The following is a 26,795-nucleotide window of genomic DNA, read 5'->3' as shown; positions in this document are numbered from 1 at the left end:
TTCGAGGCGAAGCCACTCGCCGCAAAGTGGTCTGCAGAGATCAGGCCACTTTACGTCATGCTGAACGTATGGGATCACGACTCGTCGAACAGCTCGGAGCGCACAATGTCGCCGGCGCCACGGCGTCGGGGCTCGCGGACCGGATCAGGGCACTGATCCTCGACGGCCGACTCACCGTCGGCGAGCGTCTGCCGAGTGAGCGTGCACTCGCAGTCGAGCTGCGCCGTTCCCGTTCGACGGTCACCCGCACCTACGGCGTGCTGGAGACCGACGGCTACGTCTCACGTCTGCACGGCGGAAGCACGCGTGTCACGCTCCCCAACGGCCACACCGCTCCGGGCGCGGAGGCCGACGACGACTCCATCGACCTGTCGATCGCGTCGATGGACTCGACCCCGGGCCTGTACGACGCGACGGTGCGCTCGCTGCCCCGCCTCGCGGCGCTGCGCGGCACCAGCGGATACTCGCTGCGTGGACTTCCCGAGCTGCGAGAAGCCGTCGCGCAGCGGTTCCGTGATCGCGGCGCACCGACGTCGGCCGACGAGATCATCATCACCTCCGGTGCACTCAACGCGGTGAACCTGATCCTCACGGCGATCGGGCGGCGCGGTGAGCGAGCCCTCGTCGAGCAGCCGACGTTCCCTCACGCTCTCGAGGCGCTGAGCCGCCACGGGTACCGGCTTCTCCCCACGCCGGTAGACGTCGACGGATGGGACACGCGGCATCTGAACGAGACACTGATGAGCTCCCGGCCTCATGTCGCGTATCTCATCCCGGACTTCCACAATCCGACCGGCGCGACCCTCCCCGACGACGAGCGTCCGCGCATCGTGACCACCGCGCGCAACGTGGGCACTCACCTCATCGTCGACGAGACGACGACCGAGCTCGACATCGACCGGGGCTGGGCACCGATTCCCATGGCCGCGGGCGGCCCCAACGTGATCACCGTCGGATCGATGTCGAAGATCGCATGGGGCGGGATGCGCATCGGCTGGGTCCGCGCGGAGCGTTCCGTCATCGCGCGGCTGCTCGCGGTGCGCCCCTCGTTCGAACTCGGTACGGCGCTGCTCGAGCAGTGCATCGCCGTCGAGCTGCTCTCCGACACGCCGGCGCTCAGCGCGCACGTCCGCCGGCGCCTGCGCGCGGGTCGTGGGGCGGTTGAGGCGGGTGTGGCCGGTATCCCCGGGTTCCGGATGCCGCCGACGCCCGGAGGCCTCTCCGCGTGGATCGACATCGGCGCGCCACTGTCCACCTCGCTCTCCCTCGCTGCGCGCGAGCGGCGCCTCGTTCTTCCGCCCGGCCCCCGCTTCACGACGGGCGGCGTGCTCGAGCGCCGGGTGCGCATCCCGATCACGCTCCCACCCGAGCGGATGGCGGAGGCGATGCGGCGGTTGACCCTCGCCTGGGGAGACGTGCGCGAGGGAAGCGCATCGCGCACTGCGGAACTCCAACACTCCGCGGTCATCTGATCCGGATGACGAAGACGCCGCCCCGTTTCCGGGGCGGCATCTTCGTGGGAGCGGGGATACGTCTTCTCAGCGTCCGGGATGACTCACCGGCATCCGATACTCACGCCTCCCCCGTTCCGGTCTGTGGTGTCGGCTCAGCCGACCTTGTGGAGCCAGACGACCCTGGCATCGTCGCTGGCGTGGCGGAAGGGCTCGAGCTCCTCGTCCCAGGCGGAGCCGAGGGCGATGTCGAGCTCGCGCTGCAGCTCGACCGCGCTCCCGGCGGCGATCTCCATCGCATAGCGGATGCGGTCTTCACCGATCACGATGTTGCCGGCGGCATCGGTCTGGGCGTAGTGGATGCCGAGATCGGGTGTGTGCAGCCAACGGCCGCCGTCGCTGCGGGGCGTCGGGTCCTCGGTCACCTCGAAACGGAGGTGTTCCCACCCGCGGATGGACGTCGCGAGAGCCGCTCCGGTGCCGACAGGGCCGTCCCAGTAGAACTCCGCGCGTCGTGCGCCGTCCAGGACGGGCTGCTCGGTCCAGTCGAAGTTCACCGCACGCCCGATAGCGCGACCCACCGCCCATTCGAGGTGCGGGCAGAGCGCGCGAGGCGCAGAGTGGATGAACACCACTCCACGTGCGTAAGCCGTCGCCATGATCTCTCCGTTTCATCAGGTGCGTCTTCCCCAACGACCTGAACCACGAAGTGGCAAGAATATGCGGTTGTGCGCCCATTCTCGCCGAGATCCACAGAAATCACAAGCATGTCATTCCATGACGAAGGCCCCGGTCACAGGGACCGGGGCCTTCGGACCGCAATCGGTCGTGGAGCTGACGAGGATCAGGCCTCGCTCATGGCCTGCTTGACCTGCTGGCCCTTGGCGGCGTAGTACGCCGCACGAGCGGCGTCCTTGCGCGCCTGCTCGGCGTAACCGAACTCCAGCGTCTCCTGGTCGACCTCGTAGTTGGGCACATCGTCGGTGCCGTGGTACTTCTCGATGTAGGCGTCGAGCTCCGGGCCCGAGGTCCACGAGGTGATGAGGCAGTAGCGCGGCTCGGTGCCGTTGTGCGTGGCCGCGTGCCAGAGGCGCTGCGTGTCGACGATAAGCTGCGCACCGGCCGGAAGGGCGATGCGGTACTCGATGCTCGGGTCGGTGCGGTTCTCGCGCAGGACGAAGTAGCTGTCCTTGTCGTCCGTCAGGTTGAAGAAGCCGCGGACCACCCAGCCCGTGCCGTCGGGGTTCAGGCGGTTGTTGTCATCCTGGTGCAGGTTGTAGAGGCAGTCGCCGTACGGGGTCGGCTGCAGCTCGATCACGCGGCAGCGGCCAACGTTGGCACCCGGCTCCTGCGCGCGGCGCGTCAGGTTCGGGGCCTTCTCGGTCTGCGAGTCGATCCAGACGCCGTCCTTGTCGGTGCGCGGCGGCTTGTGGTTCCAGAAGCCGTTGCACTCGATGTCACCGAAGGCACTGGCGAGAGGGGCGAAGCGGGTGTCACCCGACGACTTCCAGTCGTTGTACTCGATGTCGAGCCATTCCTTGGGGTCGAGCTCCTGGTTGTAGCTGTCGAGGACGACGAATCCCTTTTCCTCGAGGGCAGCGGACTTGATGTAACCCATGATCGAGTCATGTTCCTTTCATCGGGGGCCAGCACGTTTTAACAGGCCCTGATAAGGCAAGCCTAACAGCGTGGTCCGGGAGCCCTTCGGAGGTCGGCCGTGCATAACCGAATAGACTGATCGGGGCGCCCGGCGAGTCCTCGGCGCCCGTCGCTACGGGAGGACGAGACACCAGCATGAGCACCGCGACCAACGTCGAGGCGACAGCAGTCAACACGATCGAATGGCTCGCGGCAGGGAGCACGACCATCGTCGTCCCCGTGTATCAGCGGCAGTACCGGTGGGACATCGGCGGCTGCGAACGTCTCCTCTCCGACATCCGCGCGGTCGCCGGCGAAGACGATGCCCACCGTCACTTCATCGGCTCGATCCTGTCCGCCGAAGACGGCTCCGCAGCCGACTCCGACCTGATCCTCATCGACGGCCAACAGCGCATCACCACTCTCATGCTGCTGGTGGCCGCCCTGCATCATGCGATCCGCGATACCGACAGCGCCATGGCCGCAGCGCTCGAACGCGTGCTGGTGCGCTCCGACGCTCCGGACCGCACCAAGCTGCGCCCGCACGATGCCTGGGCCGACCTGTACGAGTCCGTGGTCCTGGATCGACGCGATGACGCCGACCGAGAGTCGCGCTTCGACGACAACTACGCCTTCTTCCGCAGCCAGATCCACGTCGACGAGGTTCCGGCCATCTGGCGCGGGCTGCAGAAGCTCGAGCACGTGTCGATCACCCTCGGTGCGCAGGCGAACGCACAGCAGATCTTCGAGAGCCTGAACTCGACGGGCGAGCCGCTGCGCGACCACGAGCTCATCCACAACTACATCCTGATGGGGCTCAGCCACGCGGAACAGGTCGACGTCGAGGCCCGGTTCTGGGTTCCGATAGAACGGCACACCGGCGAGGCGATCGGTGCCTTCTGGCGGCACTACCTCGTACTCGTCACCGGACGCGAGGTCGCCGCGAACGGCGAGCACGGCGTGTACAGCGCCTTCCGGCAGTCGTTCCCGCGCGTCGACGTCGACCATCTGCAGGCGGACGCGGCCGAGTGGCGGCACTACGCCGAGATCTACGGCACCCTGCTGGATCCGTCGCGGGAGCAGGACCCGGAGATCGCGCGGCAGCTGCGCCACGTCAACACGTTCGGCCGCTCCTCTTACCCGCTCGTGATGAGCGCCTACAGCGATCATCTGCGCGGCGTGATCGACCGCGCAGAGCTCATCGAGACGTTGGAGTGGTTGCAGGCCCTCTCCCTCCGCCGCGCCCTCGTGAACCTGCCCGCGGAGAGACTCGTCGCCAGACTGTGCCGAGCGCGCCGCGACGGTCGCGATGCGCTCGCCCGGGCGTTCGCGCGCATCACGCCCTCCGACGAGCGCGTCAGTGCGGTCGTGAAGTACAGCGAGCTCCCCCACCCCGCGTATGTGCTGGGACGGCTCGAAGGTGTCGACGAGGTCGACGACTTCGACGTCGAGCACATCGTCCCGACCGTACCCGGAGATGCGTGGTCGGGCGACGGGGAGCGATCGTGGATCGACTATTCCGAAGACGAGCAGAACAGCCACCGTGCCCTCGCTCCGACGCTCGGCAATCTGACCCTGCTCGAGCAGTCGCTGACGGAGCGGGTGTTCGGTGCCTCCTTCCCCGTCAAGCGCTCGGAAGCCTACGCGCACAGCTCCGTGCCGGCCACGCGCGATCTCACCGACCTCGACTCCTGGAACACGGCGGCGATCACCCGCCGCACGATCGCGCTCACAGCCGACCTCATCCGCATCTGGGCGCGCCCCGCGCTGCCGGAGATCGATGACGACGGCCTGACGCCGATCCTCGATGCGGTCCGTCGCCGCGGATGGCCGACGGGCTGGGAGCGGGAGTTCGATTACGTCGAGTATCGCGGTGAACGCTGGGAGGTTCCCGACGTCAAGTATCTGTTCAATCGGGTCTTCCGTCGCGCCTGGACCGACACGAGAGAGGCCGCCCTGGCCTACTGCGCCGCGCACGGCGGTCCGATCTACCAGGACATGGCCTGGAAGGGGCAGTGGGATGAGCTCGACGAGGGTCATTTCCTCTACATGGGCTGGGATTCCAACTACATGATGACCGCGGTGCAGGGCGTGCTCGAGGAGTCGGGCATCGCCTCGGAGGTCTTCGTCAAGTACTCCTATATCGGAAATGTGATGTGAACATGAGCACCATCGTCCGCACGCTGCAGGATCTGACCGTCGAAGAGCACACGCTCACCGTCCCGCTGGTCTGGGGCGATCCGGGCGATCACCGCACCATCGAGATCTTCGCCCGCGTGGTCACCCGCGAAGGCGGCGACGCCCTCCCCTACCTGGTCTTCCTCCAGGGCGGGCCCGGGCATGAGGCTCCGCGCCCTTTCCACTCGTCGACATCGCCGGCCTGGCTCGACGAGGCCCTCGCCCACTATCGCCTGGTGCTTCTCGACCAGAGAGGGACCGGTCGGTCCACTCCTGTGGGCGACGGCGACCTCGAGCGCGGCTCGGCCGCCGTCGCCGAGCACCTCACGCATCTGCGCGCCGACGCGATCGTGCGCGACTGCGAGGCCGTGCGCGAGCACCTGGGCGCCACCACCTGGAGCGTGCTCGGACAGTCGTTCGGCGGCTTCACGACCTTGGCGTACCTCTCCACCGATCCCTCCTCGCTCAAAGACGTCTTCATCACCGGAGGCCTCAGCGCCGTGGGTCGGCACCCTGACGACGTGTATGCGCTCTGCTACGACAAGATGCGCGACGCCTCGGAACGCTACTACCGCCGTTTCCCGGAGCACCGCGATGTGATGCGACGGCTCGTCGAGCTGGCGGATGCCGGCGACATCGTCCTGCCCGACGGAGAAGTCGTCTCCCGCTCACGCCTCCGGTCTGTGGGATCGGCCCTCGGCACGAACGACGGCTGGCAGACCCTGTGGTCGATCCTGGAGCGCGATCCCTCCTCCAACGCCTTCCGGTACGACCTGATGCACGCGATGCCCTACGACGGCCGCAACCCGCTGTACTTCGCCTTCCACGAATCGAGCTACGCGGACGGGCACGCGACCCGGTGGTCGGCCGAGCGCACCGAGCCCACGGACTTCCGCGACGACCCCACGCTGTTCACAGGTGAGCACATCCGGCGCGAGTGGGCAGAGACGGTGCCCGCGTTCCGGCCATGGCGCGAGGTCGCCCTCGAGCTCGCCGAGTTCGAGTGGCCGAGTATCTACGACGCGGCCGCGATCGCCGGGTCGGAGGCGACCGGTGCGGCCGCGGTCTACGTCAACGACGTCTACGTGCCATATGAGTTCTCTCTCGAGACGGCGAAGCTCATCCCGGGGGTGCAGCTCTGGCAGACGAGTGAGCACGAGCACAACGGTCTGCGTTCGGGACCGGTGCTCTCACATCTCATCGACCTCGCGCACGGTCGCCGCATCCGCTGAACATCTCCTCCTGACGGAGGATGCTCTCGCCTCACCCGACGCCTACTCTGGAGCACATGGAACAGGGAGTGGGCGTGCTCGTCACGGTCGGAGTGCTGCTGCTCCTGGTCTCGGCGGTGATCGTCGTGATCGCCTTCGGCTTCTCGAGGGTGCCGATCGAGAAGAAGTACGAGACCAGTGGAGGGGGACTCGGCGGCGCATTCGACGCCGTCTGGTCTCCGTCTGCGCACGAGGCGGGTATCGAACGCGACCGCCAGACGCAGCGGACGGCCCCGGCACCATCGCCGGGCGATCCTCCGGACACGATCGACGACGGCCGGATCCGACTCGACCTCTGAGGTTTCGGGCACGGCCGCGAACGCAGCGGCCGGGGAACGAAGAAAGCCCCACGCTCCGAGGAGCATGGGGCCTTGTTCGTTGGCGATCGTTACTTGGACGAGCCGCCGAAGCCCTTGAAGCGCTGGTTGAACTTCTCGACGCGGCCGGCCGAGTCCATGATGCGCTGCTTACCCGTGTAGAACGGGTGCGAAGCCGAGGAGATCTCGACGTCGATGACGGGGTACTCCACGCCGTCCAGCTCGATGGTCTTGTCGCTCGACACGGTCGAACGGGTGAGGAACGTCTCGCCCGAACCGAGGTCGCGGAACACGACAGCCTTGTACTCGGGGTGAATGTCAGTCTTCATGGGATTCCTTAGTTGCTGCCCTGGATTGTGCCAGGGACGAGGGAAGTCTGCGGTGCAGAGAGCACCAAGGGTCGATTCTATCAGACCCGGATCAGGATGCTGCGCGGGCGGCGTAGCGGCCGTCCTCGCCGCTGAGCACGATCGGCATGCCGAACGTGTCGCTGAGAGCCTCGGCCGTGAGCGTCTCCGCGATCGGGCCCGCCGCGACCACGGCACCGTCCCGGATCAGCATCACGTGGGTGAATCCCACGGGGATCTCCTCCACGTGGTGCGTCACCATCAGCATGGCCGGGGTGGTCGGCGAGGACGCGTACCCGCTGAGGAGCGCGAGGAGCTCTTCACGAGAGCCGAGATCGAGCGAAGCCGTGGGCTCGTCGAGAAGCAGGAGCTCGGGGTCTGTCATGACGGCACGCGCGATCTGGACCCTCTTCTGCTCGCCGTCGCTGAGGGTGCCGAAGGTGCGGTCGGCCAGATGGTCGAGACGCCAGTCGCCGAGGACGCGGAGCGCGCGGCGCTCGTCGATGGCCTCGTAGCTCTCGTTCCAGCGGCCGAGCACGGAGTACGCGGCCGTGAGCACGGTGTTGAGAACCGTCTCGTCCCGGGGCACACGCTTGGCCATGGCCGACGAGGCGAAGCCGATGCGCGGGCGCACCTCGAACACGTCGGTGCGGCCGAGGGTCTCCCCCAGCACCGTCACCGTTCCCGACGTCGGGTGCATGAGAGTGTCGGCCAGCTGCAGGAGCGTGGTCTTTCCCGCGCCGTTCGGGCCGAGGATCACCCATCGTTGATCGTCGTCGACCTTCCAGGTCACGTGATCGATGATGTTGCGCCCCTCACGGCGCACGACGACGTCGGTGAATTCCAGAGCGCTCGGCATGCCTTCAGCCTATCGGCTCAGGCGGTCAGCTCCGCGTAGAGCGCGCGCGTCGTCTCGGCGATCGCCGCCCAGCTGAACTCCTCGCGCGCCCGCTCCCGTCCGGCCTCGCCGTACGCGCGTGCCCGATCCTGATCCATCGCCACCTCCGTGAGCACGGCGGCCAGATCCGCGACGTAGCGGTCAGGGTCCACCGGCGTGCCGGTGCCGTCCTGAACCTGCTCGATCGGGACGAGACGCCCGGTCACACCGTCGGCGACGACCTCGGGGATCCCGCCGGTCGCGGTCCCGACGACCGCCGCCCCGCACGCCATAGCCTCCAGGTTCACGATCCCGAGGGGCTCGTAGACGGACGGGCAGACGAACGTCGTCGCGGCCGTCAGGACCGTCGACAGCTCGTCGCGCGGCAGCATCCGCTCGATCCAGATCACCCCGTCCCGCTCCTGCTGGAGCAGCCGGACGCCTTCTTGGACCTCCGCCATGATCTCCGGTGTGTCCGGCGCTCCGGCGCAGAGCACCAGCTGCACCTCTGGCGGCAGCAGACGCGCGGCCTGCAGGAGAAACGGCAGCCCCTTCTGCCGCGTGATGCGACCGACGAAGACGACCGACGGTCGAGCAGGGTCCATTCCGATCGATCGCAGGAACTGGTCGTCGCGTACCGGACGCCAGCGTTCCACGTCGATCCCGTTGTGGATCACCCGCACCTTCGCCGGGTCGACCTGCGGGTAACTGCGCAGGATGTCGGCACGCATCCCCGCGCTCACGGCGATCACCGCTGCGGCGTTCTCATACGCCAGACGCTCGATCCCGCTGGAGACGGCGTAGCCGCCGCCGAGCTGCTCCGCCTTCCATGGTCGGAGGGGTTCGAGGCTGTGCGCCGTGAGAACGTGGGGGATGCCGTGCAGCTGCGACGCGAGATGCCCCGCGAAGTTCGCGTACCAGGTGTGGCTGTGCACCAGATCGGCCTCGGCGATGGCCGACACGATCTCCAGATCCGTGCCGAGCGTCTGCAGAGCGGCGTTCGCCCCGGCGAGCTCGGCGGGCGTGCGGTAGGCGAAGGTGCCCGCCTCGTCACGGGGTGCGCCGAACGCACGGACCCGCACGTCGACGTGCTCCCTGAGGGCCGCGACGAGCTCGGCGACGTGCACGCCGGCACCGCCGTAGACCTCCGGCGGGTACTCCTTCGTGATCATTTCAACTCGCATGTCTGAACGCTAGTACAGCGACGATGATGGCATCTATGGTGGAGCCATGTCCGCTCCAAAGAAGGTCTTCGGGATCATCCTCGCCGGCGGCGAGGGCAAGCGCCTCATGCCTCTCACGGCCGATAGAGCGAAACCCGCAGTGCCCTTCGGCGGACAGTACAGACTCATCGACTTCGCGATCTCGAACCTCATCAACTCCGGGTTGCGGCAGATCGTGGTGCTGACGCAGTACAAGTCCCACAGCCTCGACCGACACATCTCGCAGACCTGGCGGATGTCGGCGCTCCTCGACTCCTACGTGACCTCCGTGCCGGCCCAGCAGCGCCTCGGCAAGCGGTGGTTCTCGGGCTCCGCCGACGCGATCCTGCAGAGCATGAACCTCATCAACGACGAGAAGCCGGACATCGTCGTCGTGATCGGCGCGGACCACGTGTACCGGATGGACTTTCGCCAGATGCTCGAGGCGCACATCGAGTCCGGTGCCAAGGCGACCGTCGCCGGCATCCGCCAGCCACTCGCGCTCGCGTCGCAGTTCGGCGTGATCGACGCCGACGCGGAGTCCGGACGGATCAAGCAGTTCCTCGAGAAGCCGACCGACATCACGGGCCTCGAGGATTCGCCCCACGAGGTCCTCGCCTCGATGGGCAACTACATCTTCGACGCCGACGCGCTGATCGCCGCCGTCGAGGCCGACGGGGAGTCTCCCGTGTCCGGGCACGACATGGGGGGCGACATCGTCCCCTACTTCGTCGAGCGCGGCGAGGCCGGCTACTACGACATGAAGCAGAACGAGGTCCCCGGTTCTTCTCCACGCGACCGGTCGTACTGGCGGGACGTGGGGACGATCGACTCGTTCTTCGACGCGCACCGGGACCTCATCTCGACGCTTCCCGTCTTCAACCTCTACAACATGGAGTGGCCGATCCACTCGCAGGCCGTCAACTCCCCGCCGGCGAAGTTCGTCAGGGACTCGGTCGGACGGATCGGCAACGCGATCGACTCGATCGTCTCCCTCGGCTCGGTGCTGTCCGGAACGCACCTGGAACGCAGCGTGGTCGGTCCGTGGACACTCGCCGGAGGAGGATCGACCATCACCGACTCGGTCGTGTTCGACCACGTGCACGTCGGCCAGGGGGCACGCATCCACCGGGCGATCCTCGACAAGAACGTGGTGCTGGCTGATGGAGCGACGGTCGGTGTGGACCGTGAACGCGACCTGGCGCGCGGCTTCACCGTCACGGAGTCCGGCATCACCGTCGTGGGCAAGGGCATCTTCATCGACCGCTGAGCACGTCACGCCGCACACCGACCACTCGGGCGATCGCTAGGCTCGACGGGTGACCAGCGCGCGCTTCCTCGTCGTCCTCGATGCCGATTCCACCCTCATCCGCAACGAGGTGATCGAATTGCTCGCCGACGAAGCCGGGCGGCGTGCCGAGGTGCAGGCCGCCACCGAAGCGGCGATGCGCGGTGAGGTCGACTTCTCGACGAGCCTGCGCTCGCGGGTCGCGGCTCTGAAAGGTGTACCGGTGTCGGCCTTCGAGCGCGTCCGCGCGCGCATCGAGCCCACGCCCGGCGTGCGAGAGCTGACTGCGGCCGTCCACGACCGCGGCGGGGTGGTGGGCGTCGTCTCCGGAGGATTCCACGAGATCCTCGACAGCGTCGCGCCGGCCCTCGGCGTCGATCGCTGGCGAGCCAACCGCCTCGACGCCGCAGAAGGCGTGCTGTCCGGCCTGGTCGACGGTGACATCGTTGACGGCGCGGCGAAGGCATTGTCGCTCCGGGAGTGGGCGGCGGAACTCGGGGTCGCTCCCCGGGCGACCATCGCGATCGGCGACGGTGCGAACGACCTGCCGATGATGGCGGTCGCCGGTCTCGGTCTCGCCTTCAACGCGAAGCCCGCCGTTCGGGAGGCCGCGAGCCTCGTCATCGGCCCGCAGGACTTGGCGGAGGTCATCGCCCTGCTGCCGTAGGGGGAACGCTGTGGTGAAAGTCCGACGCCACCGCTAGCGTCAGCTCATGGACATCATCCTCATCCCGGGACTCTGGCTCGATGCGTCCAGTTGGGAGGAGGTGATCCCTGCCCTCGAACAGGCCGGGCATCGCGCACATCCCCTCACCCTCCCCGGCCTCGGCGCGCCCGCCGCCATCTCCGCGGGGATCGGTATCGCCGAATGGATCGACGCCGCCGTCCATGCTGTGGACGCCCTGCAGGGAGAGATCGTGGTGGTGGGTCACAGCGGCGGGGGCAACGTGGCATGGGGCGTCGCCGATGCCCGCCCCGAGCGCCTGAAGCGAGTCGTCTTCGTCGATACCGTGCCGCCCCCTCCCGGGAGCGGCATCAGCGAGTTCGAGATCGTGGACGGGGTCGTGCCCTTCCCCGGTTGGAACTTCTTCCCGGACGAGGATGTGAGCGACCTCGACGACGCGACTCGAGCGCGCACGGCTCCCCTCACCCGCAGCGTTCCCGCGAGGGTGCCGACCGACGGCATCGTCCTGGAGAACCGCTCGCGCCATCGGGTTCCGGTGACGCTGCTGATGGCTGGCCTCGATCAGGCGGCGTTCGACGAGATGATCGACGAGTGGGGTGCGTACGCCGACGAATACCGGTCGATCGATGACGCCGAGGTCGTGCGCATCGACTCCGGCCACTGGCCGCAGTTCTCCGTGCCCGAACGGCTCGGTGCGCTGATCAACGCGGCGATCGCGCGCTGAACACCGGTCTCGGGGTCAGTGCCCCATCCCGAGGCCGCCATCGACGGGGATGACCGCACCGGAGATGTACCCGGCGTCGTCGCCCGCGAGCCACGTCACGACGCCCGCGACCTCATCGGGGGTGGCGAAGCGTGCGGCGGGGATGCTCGCCTTGTACTGCTTCTGTGTCTCCTCAGGGAGCTCCGCGGTCATGTCGGTCTCGATGAACCCGGGAGCGACGACATTGGCGGTGATCCCCCGAGCGCCGAGCTCACGGGTGATCGAACGGGCGAAGCCGACCAGGGCGCTCTTCGACGCCGAGTAGTTGGCCTGGCCTGCGGAGCCGTAGAGTCCGACGACGCTCGAGATCAGGATGATGCGGCCGAAGCGCGCGCGGAGCATCCCTTTCGAGGCACGCTTGACGACACGGAACGTGCCCCCGAGGTTCGTCGCGACCACACTGTCGAAGTCGTCCTCGCTCATGCGCATCAGCAGGGTGTCCTTGGTGATGCCCGCATTCGCGACGACGATCTCCACCGGGCCCAGCTGCTGCTCCACCTCGGTGAACGCCGCATCGAGCGCGGCCGCATCCGTGACATCCGCCCGGACCGTGAGAGTCCCCTCCGGCCCCTCGCCGCTGCGAGCGGTGACCGCGACGCGGTATCCGTCCCGCACGAAACGCTCCGCGATCGCGCGGCCGATACCGCGGTTTCCGCCGGTGACGAGGACGACGCGCTCAGCGCTCATGGGGACACTCCTGCTCTGGCCGGTGGCTCGGGGTTCCGAGCCGTCATCGATCCTACCGACGATGCCCGCGACGACCGTCGTCCCTCGTTTGACAGGTCTGGACGCTGCTGGGACTCTGTTCGAGACGAAAGGCTTCCTCGTGAGCGAAAACCACATCCCGTCTCCCGGTGCCGAGCCGCCGTTCACACCGCCACCGCTCCCGGTCCGGATTCCCGCAGCCCCTGCGTCCGCCGCTGCGCTTCCCGCGTACCCGATGCAGCCCCCGCCGCAGCCGACGCAGAGCTATCCCGGTGCCCCGCCCACCTATGCACCCCCCGGCGGACTCCCGCCCGCACAAGCGGCATACGCCCCGTACGCTGCACCGACCTACCCCGCCGACGCGCCGCGTCCCACGAGTGGACTCGCCGTCGCAGCGCTGATCTGCGGAATCGCCGGGGTCGTCCTGTTCTGGGCCCTCATCCCGGTCCTCGCGTCGATCGCGGCGGTCATCACCGGTCACATGGCGCTCGGACAGATCAAGCGCGACCCCGGGATGGGCGGGCGCGGCCTCGGCATCGCCGGCCTGATCCTCGGGCACGCGGTGATCGCGCTCAGTGCCATCACGCTCGTGGGCACCATCATCAGCTTCCTGTTCGTCGGCGCATTCAGCCTGCCTTTCCTCTTCTCGACCTGAGCGGGAGCAACGGCACGCCGGGAGGCTCGTACCGGCGTAGGCTTGAGACATCGTGAAGAACGCGCGTCAAGTCCCGGCCGTCACCTCACTGCCGCAGTCTCCGCGGGATGAGGCAGACCATCGTGTGCGCCGTTACGTCCTGACGATGTCCATCCGCATCGCGTGCTTCGCTCTGATGGTGCTGGTCCAGCCGTACGGGTGGTACACCTGGGTCTTCGGGATCTCCGCCGCCGTGCTGCCGTACATCGCCGTGGTCTTCGCCAACGCGGGCAGCGACAGCACCGAGACCGGTGCCGAGTCGCCGGTTCAGGAGTTGGCCGCCCCGGGGCCCGCACCGATCGAGAGCCAGCCCGCGACACCCCCGGTGTTCACGATCCACGAAGGCCCGAAGGACCGATGACAGACCTCGAATGCTCGCGTGCCGGTTGCCGGAGCGCGGCGACCAGACAGGTCGTGTGGCGCAACCCCCGCATCCATGCCGCCGATCGGGAGAAGATCTGGTTGGCGTGCGATGAGCACGTCGCCTACCTCCGGGACTATCTGGCAGCACGTGACTTCCCTGTCAGTGTTCGGGATGGGATCCCCGCATGAGCGGACGTCTGACCCGATGGGCCGTCTACGTGCTCATCGCGATCGGTTTCGCGGTCGCGTGCGTCTTCCTGTCGAACTGGCAGTTCGAGCGCAACGAGACCAGAGCCGCGCAGATCGAGCTCGTTGAAGAGAACTACGACGCGAAGCCTGTTCCCCTCTCCGACCTCATCGGGGAAGACGGTGCCCTCGATCCCTCCGACGAGTGGCGACCGGTGATCCTGCAGGGCGAATACCTCGCCGACCAGCAGCTCCTGGTGCGCAACCGCCCGCACGGCGGGACGAGCGCCTTCGAGGTGCTCGTGCCGTTCCGCGACGTCGATGGTCGCATCTTCATCGTCGATCGCGGCTGGGTGCCACCGGGTGACGGGGACGCGCCGGATTCGGTGCCAGCGCCGCCGGAGGGCCAAGCCGAGGTCACCGTGCGTCTTCGCCCGGGTGAGCAGGTTCCGGCATCGGGCCGTGGCGCGCCCGAAGGTCAGGTGCCGACCATCAATCTGCCGACCATCGCCGATCTCGTCGACGGTGACGTGATCACCGGAGCCTACGGACGGATGATCAGCGAGGACCCGGCCGGCACAGGGACGCTGGGGGGATTCGACTCCCCCACCGACGATCCGGGTCCGCACCTGTCGTATGCCATCCAGTGGATCCTCTTCGCGCTGATGGGCTTCATCTTCATCGGATACATCATCCGGACGGAGATCGTGAAGCACCGCGAGGAGGTCGAGGGAGTCCAAGCCCCCGTCAAGAAGTCGCGCCGCAAGGACCACGACGCCGACGTCGAGGACGAACTGCTCGACGTGCGGTGACTGTTCAGCCGGTGCTCGCTCGGTCCGACCATGGCATCGGGCGCTCCGGCAGCCGCGAGCTGTCGTCCGGAAGGTGCGGCAGTTCCTCGCCGCCGGCGCGGAGACAGAGCCAGCGCAGTTCGCCCGGACTGTCCGGTCGCGCCCGCCACGTGCGAGCGACGCCCTGACCGACGCGGATCACGGTACCGGGGCCGACCTCCACCACATCGTCGTCCAGCCCCATCTGCCCTCGCCCTCCGAGGAACACGTAGACCTCTTCGATCTTCCGGTGCACGTGCCAGTAGCCGGCCTCTTCGCCCGGCTCCAACGCGTTCGCGGTCATCCCGATGTACTGCATCGTCAGCTCATGGTCGACGACGCGACGCCCGTCGCGCGATCGTGCGGCATCGAAGCCACCATGGTGGGTGCGCCACTCGTCGAGCGACCCGATCTCGAGCACCTGATAACCGCTCATGTCCGCTCCCCTGCGACTCTATATCTCGCCACACCGGCGGCCTCGCCCGTCACGCTGCGGCTCCAGCCGCCCTCCGCGCGCTGAAAGACGATCCGGCTGTGGTTCCGGTCCGCCGATCCCTGCCAGAACTCGACGCGCGCCGGGACGATCCTCCAGAGCACCCATTCCCCCGGCGCGACACCGCGACGAGCGTCAGCCGACCGCGCGGCGAGATCTGCGGCGCTCTCCGCCTCGGACGCTTCCTGGATCATTCCCCGGACCCGCACGGCCCGTCGGAGCGGCTGCCACCAGAAGTTCAACGCCGCGGCAGGGCGTGCGGCGATCTGCTCGCCCTTGCGGGACGAGCGCGTCCCGGCGAACGCCCATCCTCGCGCGTCGACGCCCTTGAGGATCAGTGTCCTCGCATCCGGCACGCCGTCATCGTCGACCGTCGCCAGGGTCGCCGCGTGCGGTTCCGCGACCCCGCTCTCGGCGGCCTCTCCGATCCAATCGACGAAGAACGGCACGGGATCTTCGGGAAGCCCTGCGAGATCGAGCGGCGGCGCGACCCCGGTGAGGGAAGGCTGCGCACGCAACCAGTCGCTGATGTCTGACGAGGACGGGGGATGCGCGAACGGCATGCTCTCGACTATGCCATGGGTCCGCCCCGGGCAGGGCCGAGTGGTCAGTCGAGTTCGGCGGAGGCGGAACCCACCGGGAGCGGCCCCAGGAGGTCGATCAGCTCGCCGAGCGTCGAGACCCGGCGGGTGTCTCCCGCCCACTTCTGGTGCCCGCCGTCGAAATGGACGAACTCCGCGCCGAGATCGTCCGCGATCTCTCGATCGTGATTGGTGTCGCCGACGACGAGCACATCATGCGCAGTCATCCCGGATGTCGCCAGCCATCGCGAGATCACATCGTGCTTGGAGGCGCGGAAGGGATCGTCGATCGACAGCACCGCTTCGAACGCCTCGCCCAGGTCGTGCGGGGCCATCTGCCGAGCGAGGGCATCCGGAAGAGTCGCCGAAGCGAGGACCTGGCGGATCCCTCGCTCACGGAGCACCGCGAGCGTGGCCCGCACGTCGGAGTGGAGCGGCGCCTCGCCGACGCGCTGGGCGAGCAGGTCGAGATACGTGGTTGCGGCCGACACGAATCGGTCGTCCCCGAGTCCGACCGAGCGGTAGAAGTCCCGGATCGGGAAGCGGAAGACGGATCGGTACGCGTGCTCGTCGGCGAGCGGTTCGAGCGCGTGCTCCTCGAGCACGGCGTTCATGACCTGACGGCAGATCTCGGCATCGTCGAGCAGCGTGCCGTTCCAGTCCCAGCAGATCGCGCGGATGGGACCCAGCTCCATGTCCGTCACGATATCCCGGGCCGCCGACACGGAACCGACCCCCTAGGCGAGCTCGATGAGGTCCTGGTACTCCTGGCTCCAGATGTCCTCGACCCCGTCCGGCAGGATCAGCACACGTTCGGGGTTGAGTGACTGCACCGCACCGGGGTCGTGCGAGACGAGCACGACTGCGCCCTCGTAGTGCGCGAGCGCACCGAGGATCTCCTCGCGCGAGGCAGGATCGAGGTTGTTGGTCGGCTCATCGAGCAGCAGCAGGTTCGCCGACGACACGACCAGCGTCGCGAGCGACAGACGGGTCTTCTCACCACCGGAGAGGACGCCGGCGGGCTTGAGCACGTCGTCACCCGTGAACAGGAACGACCCGAGCACCTTGCGCGCTTCGGTCTCCGTGATGTGCGGAGCGGCCGAGACCATGTTCTCGAGCACCGAGCGATTCACGTCGAGGTTCTCGTGCTCCTGCGCGTAGTAGCCGACCTTGAGGCCGTGCCCCGGCTCGAGCTGTCCCGTATCGGGCTGGTCGACTCCGGCGAGCATCCGCAGCAGGGTGGTCTTTCCTGCACCGTTGAGTCCGAGCACGACGACCTTGGAACCGCGATCGATCGCCAGGTCGACGTCGGTGAAGATCTCGAGCGAGCCGTACGACTTCGAGAGGCCGGAGGCCATCATCGGCGTCTTACCGCAAGGGGCGGGCTTCGGGAAGCGCAGCTTCGCCACCCGGTCCTCCTGACGCACCTCGTCCAGGCCGGCAAGCAGCTTCTCGGCGCGCGCGATCATCTGGTGCGCAGCAGCGGCCTTCGAAGCCTTCGCACCGAAGCGGGCGGCCTGCAGCTGCAGGGTCGTCGCCTTCTTCTCGGCGTTCGCGCGTTCCTTCTTGCGGCGCTCCTCATCAGCCACCCGCTGACGCAGGTAGTTCTTCCAGTTCATGTTGTACGTGTCGATGATCTGGCGGTTCGCGTCGAGGTAGAACACCCGGTTGACGGTCTCGCCGACGAGCTCCACATCGTGACTGATCACGATCAGCCCGCCCTTGTAGCCCTTGAGGAACTCGCGCAACCACACGACACTGTCGGCGTCGAGGTGGTTGGTCGGCTCGTCGAGGATCATCGTCTGCGCGTCGGAGAAGAGGATGCGCGCGAGTTCGATCCGACGGCGTTGACCGCCGGACAGCGTCGACAACGGCTGGTCGAGGATACGGTCGGGAAGCGACAGGTTGTTGGCGATGGACGCGGCTTCGGCTTCGGCCGCGTAGCCGCCCTGCGCCTCGAACTGCTCGGTGAGTCGGGCGTAGCGCTTCATGGCCTTGTCGGCCACCGCGGGGTCGTCGGAACCCATGGCGAGGGCCGCCTCGGTCATGCCGAGGTTGAGCTGACCGAGCCCGCGGGCATCGAGGATGCGCGTACGCGCGAGGTCTTCGGGATTGCCCGAACGAGGGTCCTGCGGCAGGTAGCCGAGTTCCCCGGAGCGGGTGACGCTTCCGCCCGACGGGAGCACGTCACCGGCGAGCACCTTGGTGAGCGTGGTCTTCCCGGCCCCGTTGCGGCCGACGAGTCCGATCTTGTCTCCGTCGGCGACGCGGAACGAGACGTTCTCCATCAGCAGGCGCGCGCCAACGCGGATCTCGAGGTCGTGCACGGCAAGCACAGCGGACGTCCGTTCTTTCGGGGAGGTTGTCGGCCGATCGGCCAGCCTCCCAGTATAAGCGGCGTCGCCGGGAGTCGCGCTCAGCAAGATCACTCCGAAGGGTGAGGGTCCCGATACCCGAGAGGGATGCCCGGCTCGGGATCCGCTGCATAACGTACGGGAGTGGACATCCTCAACGAGCTCATCATGCAGGCGATCGCCTCACCCTGGCTGTACCTGGTCCTGTTCGCCGTCACCGTCATCGACGGCTTCTTCCCCCCGGTTCCCAGCGAGACCGTGCTCGTCGCCGCGGCGGCGGTCACCGCCTCCACCGGCGAGGGAAACCTGGTGCTCCTCGGGCTCGTCGCCGCGATCGGTGCGGCGATCGGAGACAATCTCGCCTTCGTCATCGGGCGAGCGGTGGGCACGACGAGGTTCGCGTGGATGCGACGCCCCCGGGTGGCGGCGGCATTCGCTCACGCCCAGCGCGCACTCGACCGTCGGAGCGCGACGCTCATCCTCGGTGCCCGCTACATCCCGGTCGGTCGGGTCGCCGTCAACATGAGCGCGGGCGCTCTCCACTTCCCCTGGCGGCGCTTCCTCCCCTTGAGTCTCATCGCCGGGGTCAGCTGGAGCGTGTTCAGCCTCGCGATCGGTCTGCTCGCCGGCGCCTGGATCAAGGACCAGCCCCTGCTCAGCGCTGGGCTCGGCATCGTCATCGCCCTCGTCATCGGGTTCGTGATCGACCGGATCGCCGCGGCCCGTCGCCGCCGTGCGCCGGCGCCCCAGCTGGCAGGATGACAGTCATGGCACGACGCCGGGAGCGCACACCGCTCCGCCAACGGATCAACCGCCGCACCTCCGCCCTCGTGGCGCTGGGTGCGGCGGTCGTGGCGCTGTACGCGGTGCTCGTCCCGCTGCAGACCCTCCTGTACGGCACACCGCTGCCGCTGTCGTTCATCCTCGGAGCTGTGCTGTGCGCTTCGCCGCTCCTCGCGATCTCACGTCCTCGCTGGGCTCTCATCCTGTTCACGGCGAGTGCGTTCACCCTGCCGCTCACGGTCGTGCCGGAGCTGGCGATCCAGTCTCCCTGGCCGTGGTCCGTTCCGGCACTCCTCGTCTTCGTCCTCTTCGTCGGCGTCGTCACTTTCCTCCATGGGACGAGGATCGGTGCCTTCGCCCTGATCCTCGGGGCGATCGCCTCGCTTCTCGCCCCCGTGCTCCGGCCCGACATGGTCGCCCTCCCGGCGTCATCCGCCAGTGCGACCGCCGACCTGATCGTCACGACTGCAGTCGCCTCCGCGATGTTCCTCATCGCAGCACTGATAGCCGGGCGGGTCCGCGTCGCCGCCGAGCTGACGCGCGAGAAGGAGCACAGCGCGCTCGAGGAGGCCAGGCGCGCGCTCGTCGAAGAGCGCACACGGATCGCCAGGGAGCTGCACGACGTCGTCGCCCACAGCATGTCGGTGATCCAGGTGCAGGCCTCGACGGCCAAGTATCGGATTCCCGAGCTCGGCACCGCCGCCATCACGGAGTTCGACGACATCGCCGCCACCGCCCGGACCTCGCTCACGGAGATGCGACGCATGCTCGGGGTGCTCCGCACCGAAGACCAGAGCGCCGAACTGGCCCCGCAGCAAGGCGTCGACGACATCCCCGCCCTTGTCGACAGCATCCGCCGCGCCGGTGTCGACGTCGGACTCGTCCTCGAAGGAACCGAAACCGCCTCCGCCACACCTGCTGTCCAGATCGCCGCCTTCCGCATCGTGCAGGAGGCACTGAGCAACGCCGTGCGACACGCACCCGGTGCGCGCATCGCTGTGCGCGTGCGCGCAGAGGCGCGCAGCATCCACATCCAGGTGCACAACGACGCACCGCCGCACCGCGCCGAGAGTCACGGCACCGGCTACGGGCTCCGGGGCATGCGGGAGCGCGCCGAGATCCTCGGCGGCAGTCTCTCCGCCGGCCCCGCGTCCGACGGAGGATGGGATGTCGACGCCGTCCTCCCCCTCGACGCCGCCCCGGCCGGCACGCCTTCATCCCCTTCCCCTGACAAGGAGAGCCTGTGACCATCAGCGTCCTCATCGCCGACGACCAGGCCATGGTTCGAGCGGGGTTCGCCGCGCTCCTCGACGCCCATGACGGCATCCATGTCACCGGGCAGGCGGCGAACGGTGCGGAAGCGGTCACCCTCGCCGCGCGTCTCGATCCCGATGTGATCCTCATGGATGTGCGCATGCCGGAGCTCGACGGGATCGAGGCGACGAGGCGCATCCTCGGCCCCTCCTATCCGGCCGCGCACGTACCTCGAATCCTGATGCTCACCACATTCGACATCGACGACTACGTGTACGACGCGCTCGAGGCCGGCGCCAGCGGCTTCCTGCTGAAGGATGCTCTACCGGAGGAGCTCGTGCACGCGGTTCGGGTCGTCGCGGACGGCGATGCGCTGCTCGCGCCCAGCGTGACGCGCCGCATGATCGAGCAGTTCGCCGGCCGCCGCCCCCGCGCACCGCGCTCGGCGACGGCTCTCGCCGAGCTCACGGATCGCGAGCGCGAGGTGCTCGTGCTCATCGGTCGAGGTCGTTCCAACACCGAGATCGCCGCCGATCTCTTCATCGCAGAGCAGACCGTCAAGACGCATGTCGGCAAGGTGCTCGCCAAACTGAGCCTGCGAGACCGCGTGCACGCCGTGATCCTCGCGTACGACACCGGACTCGTCGAACCGTCGTCCTGACTCACCCCGTCGTAGGGGGTCGTGACGGCACCCACGGGTGATGCCCTCGCCGGCACCACCTCCATAGTCTCCTGGAACACCGCTTCCGAGGAGGACTCATGGCCATCGTCCAGGCACCGCGCGCCGTCAGCACCACAGCTCCCCCACGCGCATCCCGCGACACCGGGATCGACTTCCTCCGGGCCCTCTGCGTCCTCGGGGTCGTGCTCCTGCACGCCATCATGGTCGGCGTCACCGTGACCGATTCCGGACCGGTCTTCGCCAATGCCAGCGACGGGACCGGATGGATCGCGCCGCTCAGCTGGTTCCTCCAGGTGATGCCCCTGTTCTTCGTCATCGGAGGGTTCTCGGGTCTGCTGGCCTACCGGCGGATGCATCAGCGCGGAGGCACGGCCATCGGCTTCGTCGCCGGCCGTGTGCATCGACTGCTGCGTCCGGCGATCTTCACGATCTCGGTCATCGCACTCGCACTCGCGCTGCTCACGGTCTTCGGCGTTCCCGCCGACCTCATCGCGACGGCGGGATTCCGATACGGGCAGCCGCTGTGGTTCCTGGGCGTCTTCCTGCTCTGTCAGGCTCTGCTCCCTCTTCTCGCCTCCGCCCATGAACGCGCACCGCTGCGCACGATCGGCGCGCTGGTGCTCGCCTCGATCACCGTCGACGTGCTGCGCACAGCCACCGGCATCGACGGGCTGGGGTTCCTGAACCTCGCTTTCGTGTGGATGACCCTCCAGCAGCTCGGGTTCTTCCTGGCCGACGGCAGCATCGACCGCCTCGCCAGGCGCGTACGCGCCACCGCCGGGATCACGGCCCTCCTTCTGCTCGTCGCGACCTTCGCCTTCGGCATCTACTCCCCCGACCTCATCGCGAACATCAACCCGCCGACCGCGGCGCTCCTCCTCGTCGGAATTGCGCACACCAGCCTGCTGTCACTGCACCGCGAGCGTCTCGAACGGTTCAGCCGTCGGCCGCGGGTCGCCGCGTTCACCGCCTTCGTGACGGTGCGCACCATGACGATCTACCTCTGGCACATGCCGGTACTGCTCCTGATGGCCGGTGTCACCGCAGTGTACGCACTCGTCGCCGGAGCCAGCCTGCCGGCGTTGGACAGCGCGGGATGGTGGGCCGGGCGTCCCCTCTGGCTGGCGACGGCTCTCGCTCTCACCGCTCTCGTCGCCGTCGCCTTCACGCGATTCGAGTCGCAGCCCGCGCCCTCGGCGACGACCTCGATGCACCGCATCGTCATCGGAACCTTGAGCGGTCTGGTCGGGATCGTGCTCCTTCTGGTGCTCGGCACCTCGGTATCGACCGCGCTGATCGCGATCGCGCTGATCGGCGCCGCGCTGCGACTCTCGTCGCTGTCGGCTTCTCAGCGACCGACACAGCGAGTACGAGTCGCAGTCAACGCGCCCGTGCCGGCCTGAGTCAGACGATGCCCCGGGCCGCCAGCGCTTCGCCGACGTCATCCGCGTGCCGCAATGCGAGCACCAGCAGCGGCACGACGGTGCGGATCCCCAGGCGCACATCGCGGGCCTGCTCGGCTTCTCGCACGCGTGCGGCGAACCCGGCGATCACCGGGACTGTCGTGAGGGTGAGCGATATCGTCAGCGCCACCGCCTCCGGATCGACCCCCATGCTGCGAAGCGGACGGAGGAGACGATGGAGCACCGCGAGAAGGTCCGACATCCGAGTGGTCAGGGTCAGCAGGCTCGCCAGGAGGAGCACAGCCACGACCCTCCCGGTGCTGATCCACGCGGCGACGGGCGACACGAAGATGAGCAGGGCCGCGGCGAGGACGAGGACGATCCAGCGCAGACGCCAGACCTCCGTGACGAGCACACGGAGCGGCAGTCCGCTCAGGCCGTACAGCCCCACGACGATCGCGAGCGAGACGCCGATGCTCAGCGAGTCGTGCGGATACAGCGAGAGCACGAGGGCGCCGACAGCCAGGGCCGCGAGTTTGAACCCTGCCTGCGCTCGATGGATGAGCCCCGTTCCCGGACGGTAGAGCGGGATCATGCGCACGCCCGCCGGTAGGCGTCGATCACGCGCGCCGGCTCACCGGAGGCGGCGATCCTCCCGTCCTCGAAGAGCAGCGCGGCGTCGCAGCGGGCAGCGAGGTCGAGGTCGTGCGTGACCACCACCACCTGCGCCTGCTGTGCGAGCAGGAGGTCGCCGATGCGGCGGGCGTTCCGTAGATCCAGCAGCGTGGTCGGCTCGTCGGCGACGATCACGCGCGGTTGCGCGATGAGCACCGACGCCAGCGCGAGCATCTGCTTCTGCCCACCGGACAGCATCGATGCCGGGACCTCGGCGTGCGCGCCCAGTCCGTTCGTCTCGAGGGTCTCCTGGACGCGCGCGGCCACTTCCGCCTTCGGGCGACCGCGCAACGACAGCGCGAGATCCTCGGCCGGAGTCGGCATGAGGATCTGCGCATCCGGATTGGTGAAGACGAAACCCACGAGGCGGCGCACCGCTGCACGCTCCTGCACGGTGTCATGTCCGTGCACACGCACGGTGCCGCTGTGGGGTGTGACGAGTCCGTTCAGCAGCCTCGCGAACGTCGACTTCCCCGAACCGTTCGCCCCGATCACGGCGATCGTGGAAGCCGTGAGCTCGACGCTGATGTCATGCAGCACCGAACGTCCGTCGAGTTGCACCGACACCCGCTCGAGCGTGATCGGAGCCCCGGCGACCTGAGGGCACCCCGTCATCTGATCTCCCCGTCACGGTCCTGAACACTGTTCACCTGAACGTCGTTCACTATAATCGGAGCATGAGTCCCGAGCACAATCCGGCACGTCACGACCGCGACAGCGTGGCCAGGCGCGCTCTCGCCCTGCTCGACGAGGTGGGACTCGCCGATCTCTCGATGCGGCGCATCGCCGCCGGGCTCGACGTGCAACCCAGCGCGCTCTACTGGCACTTCGCGAGCAAGCAGGAGCTGCTGGCCGAACTCGCCGACCGGATCACCGCATCGATCCCTCACGGGAGCACCGACGTCCTCACGACCGCGCGCGGCATCCGCGACGCACTCTTCGCCTACCGTGACGGCGCCGAACTGGTCCTCAGCACCTATGCGCTCCAACTCGGCTCGTCGCAGGCGCAGACCGCGCTGACCGATGCGCTCCGCGCGCAGGGAGCCCCCGATGCGGATGACCGTGGAGCCGCGATCCTGCATTTCGTGCTCGGACACGCAACGCTCGTCCAACAGCGCATGCATGCCGACAGCCACGGCGCTCTGCCCGACGCCGGCGCTCTCGACGTCACCGCCGGACTCGATGGCGTGTTCGACCTCGGGGTCACCGCCCTCGCGGGAGCCCTCAGCGCGCCGGCGCCTCCGCCGCGTGCCCGAGTCTGAGCCCGGGTACGACAGCCAACGCGACGAGAGCGATACAGAACGCGAAGACCGCGCTGAACGCCCCGGCCTCGCCGCCGAGCGTCGCGACACCGAGACCGGCGAGTGCGATGGCGACGGCCGATCCGGCCGCGTCCGAAATCGACAACGCGGAGGAGTTGAACCCCTGATTGGTCTCGTCCGAGTAGGCCAGGGTCAGGACGGTGAGGCGTGGATAGAGCAGTCCCATCCCGCCGCCAGCGAATGCCCAGCCCACCACCACGACGGCCGCCGAGACGTCGAACATGGCGGCGGTGAGCACGCACAGCATCGCGACCAGGAGTGACCCCAGGCTGATCGTCGTGATGCGGTGATTGCCGAGTCTCTCGCCGAACCGCCCCTGCAGGGCCGAGGCACCCGCCCACGCGAGGGCCGCGAGCATGAGGGCGACGCCCGCCCAGGTCGCGCTGAAGTCGAACTTCTTCATCAGCAGATAGGGGATGTAGGCCTCCGCAGCGAAGAAGGCTCCCGCCACGATTCCTCGCATGAGCACCACGCTGGGAAGCCCCAGCCCTGCCCGCAAGGTACGCCGCGGCAGCAGTGGCAGCACGGCGAAGCCGATCGCCAGCACGGCGCCGAGCGCCACCGGCCATCTGATCGAGGGGGTCATCTCGGCGGAGAAGCCGACGACGACGGCGAGGACCGCGACGACGACCGCGAGCAGCAGGCGGACGATGAGCGTACGGCGATCCTGCGGCTCGCCACGCCCGAGGTCGACCCCACGGAGGCGGACGGCGATCATCAGGAACGCCGCAGCGGTGAGCACGGCCACGCCCAGGAAGGCCCAGCGCCAGTCGAGATACTCGGCGACGGCGCCCGCCAGAAACGGACCGACCATGGACGGCACGACCCACGCCGCGGCGAAGGCGGCGAAGATCCGACCGTGCAGATGGGGCGGATACAAGCGTGCGACCACGACGTACAGTGCGACCGTCTGCCCTCCCGTCCCGAGCCCCTGGACGAGGCGTCCGACCAGGAACTGATGCATCGTGACGGCGAAGCCCGAGAGGAGCAGACCGATGATGAAGAGCGTCACCGCGACGTAGAGGGCGCCACGGGGGCCGCGGGCATCCGACCAGGCTCCGGTCGCGACCATGCCGATCACGCTCGTCGCGAGGGTTCCCGCGAAGGCCACGGCGAACAGCGCCTCCCCATCGAGAGCCTCGCTGACGATCGGCATCACCGTCGTGACGGCCAGAGCCTCGATCGCCGCGAGGAAGATCAGCGCGACCGCGCCGAGAGTCACCCAGATCCGTTGGCGGTCCCAGATCGTCGCGTCGTCGGCGGCGACGGTCATCGGCCGACGAGCGACGCGATGCGTTCGATGGCCTCGGTGAGGATCTCCGGGCTGGTGCCGAAGTTCAGTCGCACGTGGCCCGCGCCCTCCGCGCCGAACGACGGCCCGAAGTGCAGGGCGACCTTGGCGTCCTTGAGGATGCGTCGAGCAGGGTTGTCGCCCCACTCCAGTGCGGAGAGATCGATCCAGGCGAGGTAGCCCGCATCGGGGATGCGGTAGCGCGCGCCGGGAAGACGGGCGGAGAGAAGATCCTCGAGCAGCACGCGGTTCTCGTCGAGAGTGCGCAGCAGACCGTCGAGCCACTCATCGCTCTCCTCCGAGAACGCCGCGACGGCCGCGAGCAGCCCGAACTGCCCCGTTCGCCATTCGACCTCGACCGGAAGACCTCGGACGACGGCGCTGGTCGCGTCGTCGGCCGTGACCATGAGGGCGCACTTGAGCCCGGCGAGGTTGAACGCCTTGCTGGCGCTCACGACGGCGTAGCCCACCCGCTGCGCGGAGTCGCTCACGGACAGGAAAGGGGTGAACCCCGTGCCCGGCTGGGCGAGCGGAGCATGGATCTCGTCCGAGACGACCGCGACGCCGTACTCGTCGGCCAGCTCCGCCAGCGCAGCAAGACTGTCCCGATCGTGCACCGTGCCGGTGGGGTTGTGCGGGTTGCAGAGCAGGATCGCCGTCGCACCGTCGTCGAACGCCGCGCGGATCCCGTCGATGTCGAGCTCCCAGCCGGTGCCGGTGTCGCGAAGCGGTACCCGTTCGACCTCTGCACCGGCCTCGGCGACCAGATCATAGAAGGGCGGGTACACGGGCGGCGTCACGACGATCCGCTCCCCCGGCTGCGTCACGCGACGCAGGATCTCCACGATCCCCATGCTCACGTCAGCCGTGCTGCGCATCCGGGCCGGGTCAGGGTCCCACCCGTAACGTCGGCTCGCGAAGGCCGCGAACGACTCCGCGAGTGGCGTGCGTGAGGCGACATACCCCGTGTCACCGATCTCCACCGCACGCTGCAACGCCGTCGAGATGGCCGGAGCCAACGGGAAATCGGTCTCCGCGACGAACAGCGGCAAGACGTCGGCGGGGTACTCCCGCCACTTCTCGCTGCTGCGCTCGCGGAGTTCCGCAAGAGGCAGGGCCTTCACCTGAAGCATTGGTTCTCCCGAGGTTCCGACACGCGCCG

The 26,795-nt window shown here is 68.2% G+C and carries 30 protein-coding genes; 16 read left to right on the top strand and 14 right to left on the bottom strand.

The features are described 5' to 3' along the window. Window positions 1-68: 68 nt before the first annotated feature. Complete coding sequence (gene yczR, locus GZ64_RS0102910) at window positions 69-1,472, top strand: MocR-like transcription factor YczR (protein ID WP_029265047.1); 1,404 nt, start codon at window positions 69-71, stop codon at window positions 1,470-1,472. Window positions 1,473-1,606: 134 nt separating this feature from the next. Here yczR and GZ64_RS0102905 read toward each other — a convergent pair whose 3' ends face one another. Continuing rightward, window positions 1,607-2,110 (bottom strand): DUF3145 domain-containing protein, encoded by a 504-nt coding sequence (locus tag GZ64_RS0102905; protein ID WP_017830431.1) that lies wholly within the window; start codon window positions 2,108-2,110, stop codon window positions 1,607-1,609. Between the two features lie 185 nt (window positions 2,111-2,295). Continuing rightward, on the bottom strand, window positions 2,296-3,069 hold the full coding sequence (locus GZ64_RS0102900; RefSeq protein ID WP_021200730.1) for a hypothetical protein: 774 nt from the start codon (window positions 3,067-3,069) through the stop codon (window positions 2,296-2,298). A 176-nt stretch (window positions 3,070-3,245) separates the two neighbouring features. Between GZ64_RS0102900 and GZ64_RS0102895 the strand changes: the two genes are divergently transcribed. The 3 genes from GZ64_RS0102895 to GZ64_RS0102885 are packed head-to-tail and all read left to right on the top strand — an operon-like array spanning window position 3,246 to window position 6,837. After that, window positions 3,246-5,249, top strand: coding sequence for a DUF262 domain-containing protein (locus GZ64_RS0102895; RefSeq protein WP_029265046.1), 2,004 nt, complete (start codon window positions 3,246-3,248; stop codon window positions 5,247-5,249). A 2-nt stretch (window positions 5,250-5,251) separates the two neighbouring features. Continuing rightward, a complete protein-coding gene (locus GZ64_RS0102890) occupies window positions 5,252-6,499 on the top strand; it encodes an alpha/beta fold hydrolase (RefSeq protein ID WP_029265045.1) in 1,248 nt (415 codons plus the stop codon). Between the two features lie 56 nt (window positions 6,500-6,555). Next, on the top strand, window positions 6,556-6,837 hold the full coding sequence (locus GZ64_RS0102885; protein WP_021200733.1) for a hypothetical protein: 282 nt from the start codon (window positions 6,556-6,558) through the stop codon (window positions 6,835-6,837). A gap of 89 nt (window positions 6,838-6,926) precedes the next feature. Here the strand turns inward: GZ64_RS0102885 and GZ64_RS0102880 are convergent, their stop codons facing one another. From GZ64_RS0102880 to glgA, 3 genes are all read right to left on the bottom strand, one after another. Then, window positions 6,927-7,184, bottom strand: a complete 258-nt coding sequence (locus GZ64_RS0102880; protein ID WP_021200734.1) for a type B 50S ribosomal protein L31 — start codon at window positions 7,182-7,184, stop codon at window positions 6,927-6,929. Window positions 7,185-7,275: 91 nt separating this feature from the next. After that, the gene (locus tag GZ64_RS0102875; protein WP_021200735.1) at window positions 7,276-8,061 is read right to left on the bottom strand and encodes an ABC transporter ATP-binding protein; all 786 of its coding nucleotides are present in this window, start codon (window positions 8,059-8,061) and stop codon (window positions 7,276-7,278) included. Between the two features lie 17 nt (window positions 8,062-8,078). Next, entirely contained in the window at window positions 8,079-9,263 is a 1,185-nt protein-coding gene (gene glgA, locus GZ64_RS0102870; RefSeq protein ID WP_029260256.1) for a glycogen synthase, read from the bottom strand. A gap of 46 nt (window positions 9,264-9,309) precedes the next feature. Here glgA and glgC point away from each other — a divergent pair, with 46 nt between their 5' ends. Genes glgC through GZ64_RS0102855 form a run of 3 tightly spaced genes read left to right on the top strand, consistent with a single transcriptional unit; the run spans window position 9,310 to window position 11,978 of the window. Next, the gene (gene glgC / locus GZ64_RS0102865) at window positions 9,310-10,551 is read left to right on the top strand and encodes a glucose-1-phosphate adenylyltransferase (protein WP_029265044.1); all 1,242 of its coding nucleotides are present in this window, start codon (window positions 9,310-9,312) and stop codon (window positions 10,549-10,551) included. 49 nt (window positions 10,552-10,600) lie between these two features. Beyond that, the gene (serB, locus tag GZ64_RS0102860) at window positions 10,601-11,236 is read left to right on the top strand and encodes a phosphoserine phosphatase SerB (protein ID WP_021200738.1); all 636 of its coding nucleotides are present in this window, start codon (window positions 10,601-10,603) and stop codon (window positions 11,234-11,236) included. Between the two features lie 46 nt (window positions 11,237-11,282). Further along, window positions 11,283-11,978 carry an alpha/beta fold hydrolase gene (locus GZ64_RS0102855; protein ID WP_029265043.1) on the top strand — a complete coding sequence of 232 codons (696 nt, stop codon included), beginning with the start codon at window positions 11,283-11,285 and terminating at the stop codon, window positions 11,976-11,978. Window positions 11,979-11,993: 15 nt separating this feature from the next. Here GZ64_RS0102855 and GZ64_RS0102850 read toward each other — a convergent pair whose 3' ends face one another. Beyond that, a complete protein-coding gene (locus GZ64_RS0102850; protein WP_017830420.1) occupies window positions 11,994-12,704 on the bottom strand; it encodes a beta-ketoacyl-ACP reductase in 711 nt (236 codons plus the stop codon). 139 nt (window positions 12,705-12,843) lie between these two features. Between GZ64_RS0102850 and GZ64_RS19975 the strand changes: the two genes are divergently transcribed. The 4 genes from GZ64_RS19975 to GZ64_RS0102830 are packed head-to-tail and all read left to right on the top strand — an operon-like array spanning window position 12,844 to window position 14,777. Next, complete coding sequence (locus GZ64_RS19975) at window positions 12,844-13,377, top strand: DUF4190 domain-containing protein (protein WP_036331007.1); 534 nt, start codon at window positions 12,844-12,846, stop codon at window positions 13,375-13,377. Between the two features lie 52 nt (window positions 13,378-13,429). After that, the gene (locus GZ64_RS0102835) at window positions 13,430-13,777 is read left to right on the top strand and encodes a DUF3099 domain-containing protein (protein WP_029265042.1); all 348 of its coding nucleotides are present in this window, start codon (window positions 13,430-13,432) and stop codon (window positions 13,775-13,777) included. After that, window positions 13,774-13,968, top strand: coding sequence for a hypothetical protein (locus tag GZ64_RS20140; RefSeq protein WP_081859644.1), 195 nt, complete (start codon window positions 13,774-13,776; stop codon window positions 13,966-13,968). Before GZ64_RS0102835 ends, GZ64_RS20140 begins: the two co-directional genes overlap by 4 nt. Further along, on the top strand, window positions 13,965-14,777 hold the full coding sequence (locus GZ64_RS0102830) for an SURF1 family cytochrome oxidase biogenesis protein (protein ID WP_029265040.1): 813 nt from the start codon (window positions 13,965-13,967) through the stop codon (window positions 14,775-14,777). Before GZ64_RS20140 ends, GZ64_RS0102830 begins: the two co-directional genes overlap by 4 nt. Before the next feature lie 4 nt (window positions 14,778-14,781). Here the strand turns inward: GZ64_RS0102830 and GZ64_RS0102825 are convergent, their stop codons facing one another. The 4 genes from GZ64_RS0102825 to abc-f are packed head-to-tail and all read right to left on the bottom strand — an operon-like array spanning window position 14,782 to window position 18,205. After that, a complete protein-coding gene (locus GZ64_RS0102825) occupies window positions 14,782-15,231 on the bottom strand; it encodes a cupin domain-containing protein (protein ID WP_021200743.1) in 450 nt (149 codons plus the stop codon). Further along, entirely contained in the window at window positions 15,228-15,851 is a 624-nt protein-coding gene (locus GZ64_RS0102820; protein WP_051667814.1) for a pyridoxine/pyridoxamine 5'-phosphate oxidase, read from the bottom strand. The genes GZ64_RS0102825 and GZ64_RS0102820 overlap by 4 nt, the downstream gene beginning before the upstream one ends. Before the next feature lie 44 nt (window positions 15,852-15,895). Continuing rightward, window positions 15,896-16,564 (bottom strand): HAD family hydrolase, encoded by a 669-nt coding sequence (locus GZ64_RS0102815; protein ID WP_051667813.1) that lies wholly within the window; start codon window positions 16,562-16,564, stop codon window positions 15,896-15,898. Between the two features lie 42 nt (window positions 16,565-16,606). Next, the gene (gene abc-f, locus GZ64_RS0102810; protein ID WP_029261766.1) at window positions 16,607-18,205 is read right to left on the bottom strand and encodes a ribosomal protection-like ABC-F family protein; all 1,599 of its coding nucleotides are present in this window, start codon (window positions 18,203-18,205) and stop codon (window positions 16,607-16,609) included. A gap of 162 nt (window positions 18,206-18,367) precedes the next feature. Here abc-f and GZ64_RS0102805 point away from each other — a divergent pair, with 162 nt between their 5' ends. The 4 genes from GZ64_RS0102805 (at window position 18,368) to GZ64_RS0102790 (ending at window position 22,345) form a co-directional block, all read left to right on the top strand. Next, the gene (locus GZ64_RS0102805; protein WP_021200747.1) at window positions 18,368-18,985 is read left to right on the top strand and encodes a DedA family protein; all 618 of its coding nucleotides are present in this window, start codon (window positions 18,368-18,370) and stop codon (window positions 18,983-18,985) included. A 5-nt stretch (window positions 18,986-18,990) separates the two neighbouring features. Then, complete coding sequence (locus GZ64_RS0102800) at window positions 18,991-20,253, top strand: sensor histidine kinase (RefSeq protein WP_036330957.1); 1,263 nt, start codon at window positions 18,991-18,993, stop codon at window positions 20,251-20,253. Then, entirely contained in the window at window positions 20,250-20,921 is a 672-nt protein-coding gene (locus tag GZ64_RS0102795) for a response regulator (protein ID WP_029260246.1), read from the top strand. Before GZ64_RS0102800 ends, GZ64_RS0102795 begins: the two co-directional genes overlap by 4 nt. Window positions 20,922-21,019: 98 nt before the next feature. Next, on the top strand, window positions 21,020-22,345 hold the full coding sequence (locus GZ64_RS0102790; RefSeq protein ID WP_051667812.1) for an acyltransferase family protein: 1,326 nt from the start codon (window positions 21,020-21,022) through the stop codon (window positions 22,343-22,345). Between the two features lies 1 nt (window position 22,346). Here the strand turns inward: GZ64_RS0102790 and GZ64_RS0102785 are convergent, their stop codons facing one another. Together GZ64_RS0102785 and GZ64_RS0102780 are read right to left on the bottom strand one after the other, a co-directional pair. Beyond that, window positions 22,347-22,940 carry a CbiQ family ECF transporter T component gene (locus tag GZ64_RS0102785; protein WP_029265035.1) on the bottom strand — a complete coding sequence of 198 codons (594 nt, stop codon included), beginning with the start codon at window positions 22,938-22,940 and terminating at the stop codon, window positions 22,347-22,349. Beyond that, window positions 22,937-23,635 carry an energy-coupling factor ABC transporter ATP-binding protein gene (locus tag GZ64_RS0102780; protein ID WP_029260243.1) on the bottom strand — a complete coding sequence of 233 codons (699 nt, stop codon included), beginning with the start codon at window positions 23,633-23,635 and terminating at the stop codon, window positions 22,937-22,939. The genes GZ64_RS0102785 and GZ64_RS0102780 overlap by 4 nt, the downstream gene beginning before the upstream one ends. Window positions 23,636-23,697: 62 nt before the next feature. On the opposite strand from GZ64_RS0102780, the gene GZ64_RS18895 reads away from it, so the two are divergent. Beyond that, window positions 23,698-24,282 (top strand): TetR family transcriptional regulator, encoded by a 585-nt coding sequence (locus GZ64_RS18895; RefSeq protein WP_029265034.1) that lies wholly within the window; start codon window positions 23,698-23,700, stop codon window positions 24,280-24,282. On the opposite strand, the gene GZ64_RS0102770 is transcribed toward GZ64_RS18895, so the two are convergent. Continuing rightward, window positions 24,245-25,615, bottom strand: a complete 1,371-nt coding sequence (locus tag GZ64_RS0102770; RefSeq protein WP_029265032.1) for an MFS transporter — start codon at window positions 25,613-25,615, stop codon at window positions 24,245-24,247. The genes GZ64_RS18895 and GZ64_RS0102770 overlap by 38 nt on opposite strands. Next, entirely contained in the window at window positions 25,612-26,766 is a 1,155-nt protein-coding gene (locus tag GZ64_RS0102765) for a MalY/PatB family protein (protein ID WP_029265031.1), read from the bottom strand. The genes GZ64_RS0102770 and GZ64_RS0102765 overlap by 4 nt, the downstream gene beginning before the upstream one ends. Window positions 26,767-26,795 lie beyond the last annotated feature (29 nt).

Origin of the sequence: Microbacterium sp. Cr-K32, assembly GCF_000708345.1 — a bacterium.
In the GTDB taxonomy this organism is placed as follows: Bacteria; Actinomycetota; Actinomycetes; order Actinomycetales; family Microbacteriaceae; genus Microbacterium; species Microbacterium maritypicum_A.
This window is presented reverse-complemented; position numbering and strand designations above follow the sequence as displayed.

Coding starts and splice junctions, on each gene's coding strand:
- GZ64_RS0102815 (WP_051667813.1), bottom strand. CDS start 16,564: ATGGAGCTGGGTCCCATCCGCGCGATCTGCTGGGACTGGAACGGCACG.
- GZ64_RS0102905 (WP_017830431.1), bottom strand. CDS start 2,110: ATGGCGACGGCTTACGCACGTGGAGTGGTGTTCATCCACTCTGCGCCT.
- yczR (WP_029265047.1), top strand. CDS start 69: ATGGGATCACGACTCGTCGAACAGCTCGGAGCGCACAATGTCGCCGGC.
- GZ64_RS0102875 (WP_021200735.1), bottom strand. CDS start 8,061: ATGCCGAGCGCTCTGGAATTCACCGACGTCGTCGTGCGCCGTGAGGGG.
- GZ64_RS0102855 (WP_029265043.1), top strand. CDS start 11,283: ATGGACATCATCCTCATCCCGGGACTCTGGCTCGATGCGTCCAGTTGG.
- GZ64_RS0102885 (WP_021200733.1), top strand. CDS start 6,556: ATGGAACAGGGAGTGGGCGTGCTCGTCACGGTCGGAGTGCTGCTGCTC.
- GZ64_RS0102830 (WP_029265040.1), top strand. CDS start 13,965: ATGAGCGGACGTCTGACCCGATGGGCCGTCTACGTGCTCATCGCGATC.
- GZ64_RS0102895 (WP_029265046.1), top strand. CDS start 3,246: ATGAGCACCGCGACCAACGTCGAGGCGACAGCAGTCAACACGATCGAA.
- GZ64_RS18895 (WP_029265034.1), top strand. CDS start 23,698: ATGAGTCCCGAGCACAATCCGGCACGTCACGACCGCGACAGCGTGGCC.
- GZ64_RS0102790 (WP_051667812.1), top strand. CDS start 21,020: ATGGCCATCGTCCAGGCACCGCGCGCCGTCAGCACCACAGCTCCCCCA.
- GZ64_RS0102820 (WP_051667814.1), bottom strand. CDS start 15,851: ATGCCGTTCGCGCATCCCCCGTCCTCGTCAGACATCAGCGACTGGTTG.
- GZ64_RS0102785 (WP_029265035.1), bottom strand. CDS start 22,940: ATGATCCCGCTCTACCGTCCGGGAACGGGGCTCATCCATCGAGCGCAG.
- GZ64_RS0102890 (WP_029265045.1), top strand. CDS start 5,252: ATGAGCACCATCGTCCGCACGCTGCAGGATCTGACCGTCGAAGAGCAC.
- GZ64_RS20140 (WP_081859644.1), top strand. CDS start 13,774: ATGACAGACCTCGAATGCTCGCGTGCCGGTTGCCGGAGCGCGGCGACC.
- GZ64_RS0102800 (WP_036330957.1), top strand. CDS start 18,991: ATGGCACGACGCCGGGAGCGCACACCGCTCCGCCAACGGATCAACCGC.
- GZ64_RS0102850 (WP_017830420.1), bottom strand. CDS start 12,704: ATGAGCGCTGAGCGCGTCGTCCTCGTCACCGGCGGAAACCGCGGTATC.
- glgC (WP_029265044.1), top strand. CDS start 9,310: ATGTCCGCTCCAAAGAAGGTCTTCGGGATCATCCTCGCCGGCGGCGAG.
- glgA (WP_029260256.1), bottom strand. CDS start 9,263: ATGCGAGTTGAAATGATCACGAAGGAGTACCCGCCGGAGGTCTACGGC.
- GZ64_RS0102900 (WP_021200730.1), bottom strand. CDS start 3,069: ATGGGTTACATCAAGTCCGCTGCCCTCGAGGAAAAGGGATTCGTCGTC.
- GZ64_RS0102770 (WP_029265032.1), bottom strand. CDS start 25,615: ATGACCGTCGCCGCCGACGACGCGACGATCTGGGACCGCCAACGGATC.
- GZ64_RS0102825 (WP_021200743.1), bottom strand. CDS start 15,231: ATGAGCGGTTATCAGGTGCTCGAGATCGGGTCGCTCGACGAGTGGCGC.
- GZ64_RS0102765 (WP_029265031.1), bottom strand. CDS start 26,766: ATGCTTCAGGTGAAGGCCCTGCCTCTTGCGGAACTCCGCGAGCGCAGC.
- GZ64_RS0102880 (WP_021200734.1), bottom strand. CDS start 7,184: ATGAAGACTGACATTCACCCCGAGTACAAGGCTGTCGTGTTCCGCGAC.
- GZ64_RS0102780 (WP_029260243.1), bottom strand. CDS start 23,635: ATGACGGGGTGCCCTCAGGTCGCCGGGGCTCCGATCACGCTCGAGCGG.